Annotated in this window: 12 protein-coding genes; 6 read left to right on the top strand and 6 right to left on the bottom strand. The window is 46.7% G+C overall.

Features of this window, described 5'->3' with window-relative positions; all coding sequences use genetic code 11:
• Positions 1-50 precede the first annotated feature (50 nt).
• On the bottom strand, positions 51-917 hold the full coding sequence (locus ACEN8J_RS22915; RefSeq protein ID WP_029518862.1) for an SDR family oxidoreductase: 867 nt from the start codon (positions 915-917) through the stop codon (positions 51-53).
• 137 nt (positions 918-1,054) lie between these two features.
• Between ACEN8J_RS22915 and ACEN8J_RS22910 the strand changes: the two genes are divergently transcribed.
• Positions 1,055-1,939: a diacylglycerol/lipid kinase family protein gene (locus ACEN8J_RS22910; RefSeq protein ID WP_049817066.1), complete on the top strand. Its 885-nt coding sequence runs from the start codon at positions 1,055-1,057 to the stop codon at positions 1,937-1,939.
• Positions 1,940-1,963: 24 nt separating this feature from the next.
• On the opposite strand, the gene ACEN8J_RS22905 is transcribed toward ACEN8J_RS22910, so the two are convergent.
• Entirely contained in the window at positions 1,964-2,506 is a 543-nt protein-coding gene (locus ACEN8J_RS22905; protein ID WP_023991046.1) for a hypothetical protein, read from the bottom strand.
• A gap of 95 nt (positions 2,507-2,601) precedes the next feature.
• Here ACEN8J_RS22905 and ACEN8J_RS22900 point away from each other — a divergent pair, with 95 nt between their 5' ends.
• Both ACEN8J_RS22900 and ACEN8J_RS22895 read left to right on the top strand, forming a co-directional pair.
• Positions 2,602-3,516: a phosphatidate cytidylyltransferase gene (locus ACEN8J_RS22900; protein ID WP_029518863.1), complete on the top strand. Its 915-nt coding sequence runs from the start codon at positions 2,602-2,604 to the stop codon at positions 3,514-3,516.
• A 116-nt stretch (positions 3,517-3,632) separates the two neighbouring features.
• Positions 3,633-3,980 carry a DUF3243 domain-containing protein gene (locus tag ACEN8J_RS22895; protein WP_029518864.1) on the top strand — a complete coding sequence of 116 codons (348 nt, stop codon included), beginning with the start codon at positions 3,633-3,635 and terminating at the stop codon, positions 3,978-3,980.
• A 75-nt stretch (positions 3,981-4,055) separates the two neighbouring features.
• On the opposite strand, the gene pdxR is transcribed toward ACEN8J_RS22895, so the two are convergent.
• Complete coding sequence (gene pdxR, locus ACEN8J_RS22890; protein WP_029518865.1) at positions 4,056-5,429, bottom strand: MocR-like pyridoxine biosynthesis transcription factor PdxR; 1,374 nt, start codon at positions 5,427-5,429, stop codon at positions 4,056-4,058.
• Positions 5,430-5,536: 107 nt separating this feature from the next.
• On the opposite strand from pdxR, the gene ACEN8J_RS22885 reads away from it, so the two are divergent.
• Entirely contained in the window at positions 5,537-6,436 is a 900-nt protein-coding gene (locus tag ACEN8J_RS22885) for a DMT family transporter (RefSeq protein ID WP_029518866.1), read from the top strand.
• Between the two features lie 87 nt (positions 6,437-6,523).
• Here the strand turns inward: ACEN8J_RS22885 and ACEN8J_RS22880 are convergent, their stop codons facing one another.
• Both ACEN8J_RS22880 and ACEN8J_RS22875 read right to left on the bottom strand, forming a co-directional pair.
• Positions 6,524-8,530, bottom strand: a complete 2,007-nt coding sequence (locus ACEN8J_RS22880) for a PTS fructose transporter subunit IIABC (RefSeq protein WP_029518867.1) — start codon at positions 8,528-8,530, stop codon at positions 6,524-6,526.
• A gap of 170 nt (positions 8,531-8,700) precedes the next feature.
• On the bottom strand, positions 8,701-10,653 hold the full coding sequence (locus tag ACEN8J_RS22875) for a BglG family transcription antiterminator (protein ID WP_029518868.1): 1,953 nt from the start codon (positions 10,651-10,653) through the stop codon (positions 8,701-8,703).
• A gap of 150 nt (positions 10,654-10,803) precedes the next feature.
• Between ACEN8J_RS22875 and ACEN8J_RS22870 the strand changes: the two genes are divergently transcribed.
• Together ACEN8J_RS22870 and ACEN8J_RS22865 are read left to right on the top strand one after the other, a co-directional pair.
• Positions 10,804-11,532, top strand: coding sequence for an SDR family oxidoreductase (locus tag ACEN8J_RS22870; protein WP_029518869.1), 729 nt, complete (start codon positions 10,804-10,806; stop codon positions 11,530-11,532).
• Positions 11,526-11,996, top strand: a complete 471-nt coding sequence (locus ACEN8J_RS22865; RefSeq protein WP_239645250.1) for a MerR family transcriptional regulator — start codon at positions 11,526-11,528, stop codon at positions 11,994-11,996. Before ACEN8J_RS22870 ends, ACEN8J_RS22865 begins: the two co-directional genes overlap by 7 nt.
• A 103-nt stretch (positions 11,997-12,099) precedes the next feature.
• On the opposite strand, the gene ACEN8J_RS22860 is transcribed toward ACEN8J_RS22865, so the two are convergent.
• Positions 12,100-12,654 (bottom strand): GNAT family N-acetyltransferase, encoded by a 555-nt coding sequence (locus tag ACEN8J_RS22860; RefSeq protein ID WP_029518871.1) that lies wholly within the window; start codon positions 12,652-12,654, stop codon positions 12,100-12,102.
• Between the last annotated feature and the right edge of the window lie 110 nt (positions 12,655-12,764).

Below are 12,764 nucleotides of genomic sequence, written 5' to 3'. Positions count from 1 at the left end.
TAAAAACGGATGTTGCCTAGGTAGGCAGCATCCGTTTTACGGCACGTTTATTATGCTTGGATTTGCTTGATTAGTTCACTAATTCCTTGGCTAAGCGGTGTAAGGGAGCGTTTCAACAGCTTTTCAAAATCGCTGCTTACGACATCCAAGGCTCCTTCACGAATCGCTTGTTGAATACCGACCACAATAGGGATTGCACCTTCCGGGACTCCCGCACCGAGCATAACCTCGGCATACGTAGCATCATCCACCTGCTGTACAGGAACATCTTTGCCTAGAACCTCAGCCAGTATCGCTGCAAACTCTTCTTGGGTAATCGGCTTACCGGAGAGCTCATATATTGTATTCTCATGCCCTTCGCCAGACAAAACGGTTGCAGCTGCTTGCGCATAATCTGCGCGGGTAGCCCAACCTACTTTACCGGTCCCTGCCGAGGTAAGCCAAGGAGCCCCCGCGAGTACGGATTGGATCGTGCCTGCCTCATTCTCCAGGTACCAATTATTACGCAAGAAGGAGTAAGGAATACCTGACTCGCGAATGAACTCCTCCGTGATGCGATGTACGGGTGCAAGGAATAGAGTACTGTCAGCGGCATTGGCGGCGCTAGTATAGGCGATGAAGCCTACTCCAGCACGTACAGCAGCATCAACAGCCGCTTTATGCTGACGGATTCTAGTATCATTATCCCCGTCTGCGGATATAATCAGCAATCGGTCTACTCCAGCAAACGCCTGATCCAGCGTCTCCGGTTTATCAAAGTCGCCATGACGAACATCAACGCCACGAGACCGTAAGTTCTCTGCTTTTTCTGGATTTCTTACACTAACAATAAGATCGTTTGTGGAGACAGATGTAAGCAACGTATCTACCACGATGGAACCCAATTGCCCCGTTGCTCCTGTTAATGCGATTTTCATTTGAAATCCTCCATTCAGATTGTATTTACTTTTATATAGTAACTAAAATATAACGCATGTCTAATCTAGAGTCTAAAGGTCTGCTTTTCGGGTAAGAGTTGGTACAACAAACTCTCCCCAGAGAAAGGAACATGTATATGAAAAAAGCTATGGTCATTGTAAATCCCTCTTCCGGCAAAGAGGAATCTCTCCAACATGTCAGAAACGTAGAAGAAATTCTACGTGATCAAGGATACGTTGTTACGGTTAAAGAAACGGCAAAGGAACTGGACGCCACCCGTTTTTGCGTTAATGCGTGTGAGGAAGCTTGTGACCTAGTCGTTTCCATCGGCGGGGATGGCACACTTCACGAAACCATCAACGGTTTCATTGATCAAGACCATCGCCCAAGACTGGGGATCATCCCCCTTGGGACAGTCAATGATTTTGCCCGTGCCTTGCAAATTCCGCTAAGTCCCGAGCTGGCGATCCGTATACTGACTTCTGCCCGCGTGAAAAACGTAGATATGGGCCTCTTAAACGGCCGAATGTTTGCCAATGTTGTTGCCACAGGTTCGCTTGCTGAATCACTATCAGCTGTATCATCAGACGATAAGTCCATGTTTGGCACATTTGCCTACTTCAAAGAAGGCATGAAAGAGCTTATCGGCCATCCTGCCCACTCACTTATCGTCCGCTATGATGACAAAACCTGGGAAGGTGAATCCCCACTCTTTTTGGCTGCTTTAACCAATTCAGTCGGCGGTTTCGAGAAACTGGCGCCCGATGCGGCTGTTGACGATGGTCTGCTTCACTGCTTTATTTTCAAAAACCTTAATATATTGAACACCGTGACGGCCAGCATATCCTTATTTTTAGGTAACCTGAAGGATCATAGTGATATTATTTACTTTACCGCAAAGCATGTAAGTGTCAGCTCCGCAGAACCGATCAGTACGAATGTAGATGGCGAGGAAGGGCCGTCTTTGCCTATCGACCTTGGTATTTTACCGCGTCATATTGAGGTAATTGTGCCGGAATAGGTCTAAGTTATGCGGTGCTGATCCTCAAGCTTGAGGATCATACTCGCTCAATTTCCCCTCGTAGATCAAATGGAATCGATCACTTTGCCGAAAATCGTCTGGCGTAACAAGAGCGGGCAGCTTGTTCCATATTTTTATGCCGGATCGCTGTAAAATTTCCGCAACGAATTGCGAACAAAAATAAGAATTGCTGAACTCGACTGGTTCTTTGAGTGCAATACCAATCAAACCCAGTAAGTTATACATATATTTTTGACGACTTCGGATAAATACATGTAAAACTCGCTTCATTTTTTCAACTTCACGGTCGGTTACTTGAAGCTCGTAGATAACACATGTTGTATTCGGAAATCTGCTGTATGTACCTGTCTTAATATCCTCTTTCACGAAACCACCATCCAGAGGGTTATTAGGGGTCTTTCTCCCGAAGCTGTATAACTCCGAAAGTTCCCGGTTGAAGGAAATGGAGGCGTGATTATATGGCGCTCTCGTATAGCTTTTAATGACTCTCGTAAGAAACGTTCCCGTATTCGTAAGCAAGATAAAGACGGATTGATCTGCTACCATTTACGAAATTTCCCCTTATCAAGTTTGAATTATTCCTTCATAATAACATAGGAACCCTAATGGAACCCTATTTCGTGATAAGTTGGTGAGTGGTAATGGACAGTTCGCTATTTACGTTAATCCTTATTTTTACAGCCTTATTGGTCATCCATCTGATTTACATAGTAGTAGTCAAAACACAGCCAGACAAAGACTATGCAGCTATTGGGCTTCGCATCAAGACATGGTGGGGTATGTTCTTTATCTTTTGCTTGGCAACTCTTTTCAATCCGATCGTTTCACTGCTTTCCCTGATGGCACTCACCTTTTTTGCGCTAAAAGAATACTTTTCCATGATTAGATCCAGAAAAGCTGATCGCAGATTGTTTCTATGGGCGTACTTGGCGATTCCCGTACAATTTTACTGGATTTATATCGGGTGGTACGGAATGTTTATTGTCTTTATTCCTATCTATGTATTCTTACTGCTACCGCTCCCACGATTGATCAACAAAGGAACGGTTGGATTTCTGCGCAGTGTCAGCTCGACCCAGTGGGGACTCATGCTAATGGTTTTCGGGTTGAGTCATCTGGCCTATTTTCAGTTTGCTACGCCGCAATACGGAGCGAAACTTGTACTTTTTCTAGTGGTACTAACGCAGCTCAATGATGTCGTACACTATCTTGCATCACTTTATTTCGGAAAGCGGAAAATCGTCCCGACGTCCAATCCCAATATAACTTGGGAAGGCTTTGCACTCGCTTTTCCCGTAACTATAGCGGCTTCCTATTTCATCTATCCCTATCTGACGCCGTTTGACCTGAAATTTGGAATTATTTTCGGCATGCTGATCAGCTTGAGCGGTTTCTTCGGCAGCTTAACGGTTTCCGTGCTAAAGCGGGATTTATTAATCGGCGATGATGACAAGTTCGATGCTTTGAAAAAAAGCTACTTAAGTCGGGTGGATAGCTTGACCTACACCTCGCCCGTTTTTTTTCACGTGATCCGTTATTTTTTTGACTTTATGTAGCGATTACCTCCGCAATACTCCGCTTCTCATCGGTTTCATTTTGGTTAGCCGGGGTAAGTACTACCGTACCGTAAGCAGTCCTTATCCTAGAAAACGATCTTGAGGAGGCGTTAGAAATGGCAGAGCATAATCATGCTGTGAATAAGGAAGGCGAAGTGGCCTTGAACAAGGTAGATGACGTATTAAATCGGATAGACGACAGCAAAAAGGATGACATTCTGGGCAGCTTTGATTCATTCAAAAGTTATTTGAGCGACAAGATTGAAATGGCTCAAAATATTGGTTTGAATGAAGAATTGATCGCAAAAGCAGCTGAGAAGATAGCTGGATATCTGGCAGCCAAAGAAGAACCGCGAAATCGCGAGGAGAAGCTCCTCCAGGAGCTGTGGAAAGCGGGGGACAAGGAGCAGCAGCATGCGCTTGCCCATATGCTAGTACGCGTGGCTCAAACCTCGTATGAATAGTGATGATGGAACACAATATCTTGCTATGAAAAGGGCAGCCTATCCTCACCTAAGGATAGGCTGCTTTCGCGTTTACTACCGTTGCAGTGCGTTCCTGATTCTGCGAACCCCTTCACGAATTTCATTTTCCTTTAGATGCCCATAGCCCATGAGCAGCCGGTTCCCTTCAAGCTGTGCCGCAAATACATTTTGACTATGGAGACATTTCGGCAAATCCTCTCGGAACGGGAACTGAAACTCTGCTACCAAATGTAAACCCGCCGATCGGCCACACACCCGATATTGCCCTGTAAAATGCTGCTCAAGGCTATCAAGCAGGACTTGACGACGCTTGGCATACACTTTCTTCATCTTATGTACATGTTTATGAAGGAGTCGCTTCCTGATAAACCGACTCAACACAATTTGCTCCAGGCTCGCCGTCTGGTAATCCGCCAGTTGCTTTAAACGGATAAAATCAGCGACTCGTGACGAGGGAAGAACAATATAGCCGATCCTCAGCGCGGGGAATAATATTTTGCTAAACGTCCCGACATATAGCACCCGTTCTGGGTCCAGACTCTGCAAGGAGTGGACGGGCGCCCCGTCATACCGGAACTCACTGTCATAATCATCTTCGAGCAGAAGACATCCTGTCCGGGCTGCATACTGAATTAGCTCGATCCGCCTTTGGATCGGCAAGATACCCCCCAGCGGGAACTGGTGCGAGGGTGTCAGATATGCCAGTTTGGGGTGTTTCTTTTGCGGCAGATCGGCTGTTATAACTCCCGAATCATCAACAGTCATACTCCGCAGTGTGGCTCCTGTGGCCGCCAGAATGCTTTTTAAATCTTCATTTGTCGGTTCCTCTACCAGGGCTTCATCTCCAGCTGACAGTAACAGACGGGTGACAAGCTGAATCGCTTGTACTGCTCCGCTAGTGATTACAATATGTTCCGGGCTGACTTTCACTCCTCTGGTGTGACTCAAATAGTCGGCTAGCTCCCTGCGTAACTCAGGCTCTCCAGCAGGATCGCCATAACCTAGTGCCAGATCAGGAGCCTCTTTGCATACGCTCTGAAGCAAGTCAGCCCATGATTTGCGCGGAAATAATTCCAATGCAGGAAGGCCTGTCCGGAAGGAAATTACTGACATCTCATTTGAATATGCAGATTCCACTGCAGACGCAGACGCCTCGATAGGCGGTGCGGATACATAACCTGGAAGGACGGCCCCTTCGGCTACATAAGTTCCTGAACCTGAGCGCGCAATGGCTAAGCCTTCGGCTAGCAGCATTTCATAAGCTTCGAGGATAACATTCCGGGAAACGTTCAACTGTAAGGCCAGCACCCGGGTCGAAGGAAGTTTATACCCTGCATTCAGTTCTCCAGCTAAAATACGGTCCCGTATTGCTTGATATACCTGACGCAGCATCGGAACTGTCACATTCTTATCGATAGATAACCACATAGCTACCCCCCAAGCGGTACTGTCGAAAACCTCTTCAACTGGATCTACAAGTGCCCAGTTTCTATTGCTACAGTATATATCAATATCTGTACAAGAGGTGAGATAAAATGAACAAACCAACCTTTTCGACTTACATGGAGTTAGTGATCGCCACTTCCATTGTCGGCAGTTCTGTGGTAGTCGGCAAACTGGTCGTGATGCAGCTGCCTGTTTTTTTATCGCAATCTGCCAGTCTGGCTGTTGCCCTTCTGTTCTTGGTACCCATTGTATTCATCAAGAAGTATTCATTAAGGATCAGCAAACGGGATGCCTTAATCCTGTTCATTCAAGCACTGGTCGGCATGTTTCTCTTCCGTGTCCTAATGCTGTACGGGCTGGCCTACGCCTCTGCTTCCGAAAGCGGAATTTTAACTAGCTTAACCCCAGCTATTGTTGTACTTCTTTCGTATGTGCTGCTGAGAGAAAAGATTACGCTCCGCCCCGGACTAGGGATTGCCTGTTCACTGCTCGGTGTTTTGGCACTACAAGCACCTCACATATCGGCGCTCTGGTTCAATGCTCCTAACGCAACCTCGTTCATTGGCCTGCTGCTTGTTCTGTCTGCTGTGTTCGGAGAAGCGGCACTGACAGTGTTACGCAAGATGCTATCCAGCCATGTCTCTTCCCTGCTTGGAACCATGTATATAACACTCTTTTCATTCCTCATGTTCCTGGCTTGTTCCTTTGTGGAGGCCCAACAGTTCAACTTTAACCACGTTGGTGTAGGGGAGATTGGGCTAGTCTTATATTATGGTATCTTTGTCACCGCATTAGGCTACGTATTATGGTTTAGGGGTGTATCAAGAGTACCGGCTAGTACAGCAGCTGTATACACGGGTTGTATTCCCGTCAGCACACTGCTGCTGTCCTATATCATCCTCCGTGAATCCTTCTCATTTGCTCATCTGGCTGGTGCAGGCTTTGTATTTCTCGGCATCATACTTATATCACGCGGTGAACGCCGCTGACTCACGCAAAGACCTTCTCAAAAAAAAGGCTCCCGGCTGAAACTTCGGGAGCCTCTTTTCTTTATTTTAGGTTCTTATCGCATTGAATTAATGCACCTGATCCAGCAATTGATATGCTTCTTCCTTCGTAGTAACTGCCAGAAGCGCCTCTCTGAAATGATCGTCCATCAGCTTACGCGATAACATTTGCAGCACTTTCAGATGCGCATTTTCCTTGCTGTTGCGCGGTACGGCAATCATAAAGATCAGTTTTGCTTCACTTCCGTCTGCACTATTCCAGTCAACACCGCCTTGCTTGATGCCAAATACCACGCTTGGCTTCAGGACAGCTTCCGATTTGCCATGAGGAATGGCAATATTCATTCCAATGCCTGTTGATCCTTCTTCCTCTCTGGCTAATATCGCCTGTTTGAAATCACTGGCAGAGCTTACAGCTCCAGTTCTCTCAAGTGCTCCGATCATTTCATCAACCACAGCATCTCGTGTCGTTCCTTCCAGATCCAAATTAATCAGATCCATCGTTACAATATCCGTCAGTTTCTCAATGTGAATGCCTTGCGAAGACACGGCTGGCCCGTTACTTGTGACAGTTGTTGAAACTGATGACTCCGCAACGGCCGTTGTAGTAATCGCAGATTGTCCAGCTCCTGCGGTAGAATGTCCAGGCATCGCTTCCCCAGCAGCATCCGGAGTTACAGTTGCTGCAATATCTTTTTTCAGCAAGCTCACCAGGACAACCGATACGGCTACGCCGACAATAACGGCAATGAAGAACATAAGCACATGGTCCACTGCACCAAGTACAGCTACAATCGGTCCACCGTGAGCTACCTTATCACCTACATTTCCCAACATGGCGATGACAGAACCGACCATGGACCCTACCATAATACTGGGAATAACACGCAGTGGATCTTGCGCCGCGAATGGAATCGCACCTTCGGTAATCCCGAACAACCCCATCGTGAATGTTGCCTTCCCGGCCTCGCGTTCCGCAGGTGCAAATTTACGTTTGTTGATCATCGCTGCAAGTCCCATCCCAATCGGCGGAATACAAATCGCAACGGCGATTGGCCCCATAATTTCATAATTCCCTTCGCCGATCATGGCCGAACCGAATAAGAAAGCAACTTTGTTCACAGGGCCGCCCATATCAAAGGAGATCATCGCACCTAGAATCAATGCTAGTAGAATTGAACTTGTACCTTGCATACCTGCAAGCCAGCCCGTTAAAGCTTCAAACAATTGTGCGACTGGAGCACCAATCACAAAGACAAAGATTAATCCAACAATTAACGATGCCAATACAGGGATAATAATAATAGGCATGATCGGCTGTAACGCTCGCCCAACCTTCATTTTCCGAATACCCAGTGCAACATAACCCGCCAGAAAACCAGCGATAATCCCGCCGATAAATCCGGCCCCCGCCTCACTTCCATAAAAACTGCCGTTCGCAGCAATGAATCCGCCAACCATACCCGGTGCAAGCCCCGGTCTATCCGCAATACTCATTGCGATAAATCCGGCGAGGATCGGTATCATAAAGGTAAACGAAGCTGAGCCGATATCCTGAACCGTCTTCCAAAATGAACCGTCCGGTATAACCAGACCGCCTGGTGTCTTCTCACCGCCAATCGTCAACGCAATGGCAATGAGCAATCCCCCAATGACGATGAAGGGTACCATATAGGACACACCGTTCATCAAGTGTCGGTAGATGGGATTTTGTTTCGGTTTGTTCTCCTGTGAGCTACCTTCGGCAGTACGTGACTCTGCTTGGTGCACAGGTACATTCCCCTTCATCACCCGCTGGATCAATTCTTCTGGACGGCGAATGCCATCCTGTACGCCAACGACCAGCAGTTTCTTACCGACGAAGCGGTCTTTAACCACCGTTTTATCCGCTGCAATAATAATGCCATCTGCCTCACGGATATCCTGCTCGGTCAGTTGATTTTCAACTCCAATGGAGCCTTGCGTCTCGACCTTCATTTCGATGCCCAGCTTTGCTGCTGCCTTTTGCAGATTCTCAGCTGCCATATACGTATGTGCAATTCCGTTAGGACATGAGGTAATCGCTAATATCTTCATAGTCATTCCCCTTCTCTCTGTTGTTTCCGCTTACATTGATAGTATAAACGCCTATCTTGCTGTTATCGGACGAACTTTTTACCGGAACTTTCGGAAAAACGGAATTATACCGACAAAAAACAGGACTTAACTATAAGTCCTGCTCCAGAGCACAGCTTTTTGATTTTAGTTTATCCCTTCATTCTCCCTAATAATCTCATCGCATCGGTCTCCTTAGATAAGGCATGAACTAAAGCAGGTTGCTCACTGATCAGGGACAATTCCTTGAATAACTGGCGCATCTCTTCCCGCCCATCCTGTTTAACCGCAAGCAAGAACACAAGCTCTACTTTCTCGGTCCCCCAGGTAAGCGGCTGCTTCAAGGTAGCGATTACAATAGAGGACTGCCTTATCCATTCAGAACCGCCATGCGGGATAGCTATGCCTCCTCCAATCGTCGTAGCCGACATTTTCTCACGCGCCAGTACGCTGTCCACATAACCGGGCTCCACATATCCTTTGTCCTCCAGTATTTGCGCCAGCTTGGAGATCAATTGTTCCGGATGCTGCACTTCCTGCTGGGGAAAGACCAAAAAAGGTGTTGTATATTTAAAAAATACCGATTCTTCTGCTGCCCTATGTTCCGGCTCATCCAGTCGTCGGATCACTTGCTCCAGTCGACGTTCGTCCTTGGCATCCAGCAAGGGAGAGACGAGAATGTGCGGAATGTTCATCTCTGGGAGATCTACAGTGGTAATGACGAGATCCACCTCCTGGGCTGCCAGATAGTCCTGGACTTCTGCTTTGGAAAGGGTGGTCTCCACATGTACAGCCGGAAATTTACGTTCCACCTTGGTGCGCAGCAGTTGGGACATACCGATGCCCATGTGACACACGATAATGGCTCTCTGGGGATGACTCTCTTTCCGGTGCAATCGCTCCACAGAAGCCTGAAAATGCAGCGTTAAATACGCCGCTTCCTCCTCGGGGAATGATAGCCGGACCCATCTCCCCACCTCTTCCAGCGTAATAATAACTCGGTCGAACATGTAGGGGTACATCTTCTTGATCTCGGCCAGCATAGGATTGGACACGGTCAACCCATATTGAAGACGGTTCAGGGTCGTATATAAATGGACATTCAACCCTTTCAGCAACATCTTGTCCTTGGAAAAGGCAATCATATTCAGCTCGGACATCCGCCGGACTAACTGCTCAATCAACTCAGGCAAAAGCGGGTGGCTATCTGCCAGCTCACCTTGTTTTCCTGTTCTTTCCTCCTGCTGGTAACGGAACTTCCCGCTAAGCAGGTGCAGAGTTAAATACGCTGTCTCTTCCTTGGAAAAAGGCACGGCAAACAACTTTTGCAACTGCTGCAAAAAAGACATAGCCCATGTAAATTCGCGTCTCTCCTGCAAAAAGGCAATGTCCTGCTTGGAGAGGGAAATGGGTTGTCCCATCTTGGTTCGTTTGACCATTAAGAGGATATGCAGCATTAGAGCTTCGAAAGCTTCGTCAGTAAAGCTGAGCTCATTGCGTTTTTGCAATGCTTTTAATTCATGATTTATGGTTGTAATCTCGTGCGATTCAAACTGTTTGCGCATCAACTGTCCTGTTAACTCAGGACTGTCAATCAGCTGGTTCATCCGCGCCAAAGCGATGCGCTTATTTTTCTCAGAGCCTAGGATGGTCAAGCCTACGCGCTGCTTGGTAATTAAGGCCAGATCAAAGCTGTGTAGCCAGCCATCAATCTTCTCCATATCTCTACGAATTACCGTCTTGTTCACATAATACTGTGAAGCTAGATCCTGGATGGTCACAGGCTTGGCATTCATCAAGAGCCGATAGGCGAGATGCAGTACCCTTTCCTCATCCGACTCATGTTGGGCCGTACTCTCGTCCGCATACAGTCGATGGAACAATTCATTCTGATCCGCTTCACCCATCTCCAGATAAATGCCGCGTCCCGGCCTTCTCACCAGATTGGCATCAGAATGCTTGACGATATAATCTTCAATTACTTTCAGATCGTTGCGGATCGTCTTTTCAGAGCAGTCGGTCAGATCCGCCAGATCCTGCGCTAACCACAACCGGTCCGGTTCAGTTAACAACATGCGTAAAATTTCCATTTGCCTTTTATTCATTCCATTCTCCCATCTTCCAAGTTAAAGAATGTCCACGGCATTTCGAGCTATATTTTTGCTGGTTTTGTGTTGACTTTAAGTATACTCCAAGTAGTACATTTAAAGCATGGTGGCCGCCAAATTCAAGAATAATGAAAAGAGGAATCACTCATGACCATTGGAAAAACAGTTCTTATTACTGGGGCCAACAAAGGCATCGGGTATGAAACAGCCAGACAATTGGGGGGTATGGGTTATACAATCCTGATTGGCTCACGGAATGAGCAGAGCGGCCGGGAAGCGGTGGCTAAGTTGGCTAATGAGGGAGTAAAAGCCCGATTGATTTTGTTAGACGTGACGAATCACAGTACGATTGATTCCGCAGTCCAACAGATCAAACAAGAATTCGGTTCCCTTGATGTACTCATCAACAATGCCGGTATATCTTTGGGAGGAGCCACTCCTCCAAGTCAGTTTTCTTTGGACGATTTAAGAGAAACGTATGAAACAAACTTTTTCGGTTTGGTCGCCGTGACGCAAGCCATGCTGCCTTTATTGCAAGAATCTCCATGCGGTAGAATCGTTAACTTGTCGAGTGGCCTCGGTTCATTAACCTATAATAGCGATCCTGAACATGAGCATGCACAATTTAATTTGCTTGCCTACAATAGCAGCAAAGCAGCGGTTAATATGTTCACCGTCACCCTTGCCAAAGAATTCAAAGACTCACCTCTCAAAATTAATTCGGCTGACCCTGGCTTTACCGCCACTGACTTAAACGGCTTTACAGGACCGGGTTCGGTACAACAGGCTGCTGCTGTCGTTGTACGTTTAGCCGCTTTAAATAATGACGGGCCGTCAGGAGGATTTTTCGACTCGAATGGAGAAGTGCCTTGGTAATCGTTACAGTGAAGGAGTGGGGTACTTTGCAGGAAATTCCGGAGACGATAACCTCTATTCGTCAAGCTGCAGAACTAACAGGTTTAACAGAGGATACCATACGCTATTACGAGCGAATTGGCTTGCTGCCTTATGCAGAACGAAAGGCTAACGGACACAGGTTCTACAGTAGAGATCAGATTCTGGGGATTATCTTTCTAACCCGATTAAAAGCCACTGGAATGACCATAGAGGAAATGAAGCATTATCGAGAACTTTCGATGCAAGGCAACAGCACCATTCCGATTAGACACTCCTTACTTGAAAAACATAATCAGAAGATTCAACAAGAAATCTCCAGACTTATGGAGACCCAAAAAATTATTAAATATAAGCTCAGCCATTATCGCGACCTCTCTACCAATCCTGATCTTAGCGACACGAATTGTAACCCTACAACACCCAGCACCAATCCCCTTCTTTAAGGGGTTTTTTATTGCTTTATCCAAAAAGAAGGTCGATCATGTTGTACAATGATCAACCTTCTTCCTATCCATGCTCCCCTGCTTGATTCACCTACATCTATCATTACTGAGAACGATTGATATACTCTGATTTGACCAACGCGCACATGTAAAGATCATCATATTTCCCGGACGTAAATTCATATTGGGAGAGGAGCCCTTCCTGCCGAAAGCCTGCTTTTTCGAGCAAACGCAAGGATTGTGCATTCTCTGGCTCTACTAGCGCCTGAATGCGGTTCAATGAGAGGGTATTAAACCCATAGTCGATTACAGCTACAAGTACCTCCAACATTAACCCTTGGCCCCAATAGTCTCTGGACAATTCATAGCCCATTTCTGCCCGGTGATGACGTTGGTCCCAGTTATGAAACCCGCAAGAACCGATGATTTTACCTTCATTCGTTTGAAGAGCCCAGCGTATTCCCTGATCTGTCTCAAAAATCCGATCATACCAACTGATCTCATCCAGTACATCCTGTTCAGACTCAAACGGGCTCAGTCCATAAAACTTCATAACCTGCTCATCTGAAAAGTATTCCAACATGTCCTTGCTGTCCGTCGCTACCATTTTTCGTAATACGAGACGTTCGGTCGTTATAACCGGAAACTCACCTTTCACATTCTCACCTCTTGCTGCCTTGTTCGCTTTTGCCAGCTCTTCTTGCATACCCATACCTCCCGAGTCTATCGTTACTTTCTTCTTCCAATTATAGAGTAAATGAGAGGAAG

It is taken from the genome of Paenibacillus sp. Paensp38 (assembly GCF_059491915.1).
Note: the sequence above shows the minus strand (reverse complement) of the source record. Positions and strands in the feature narration are given on the sequence as shown.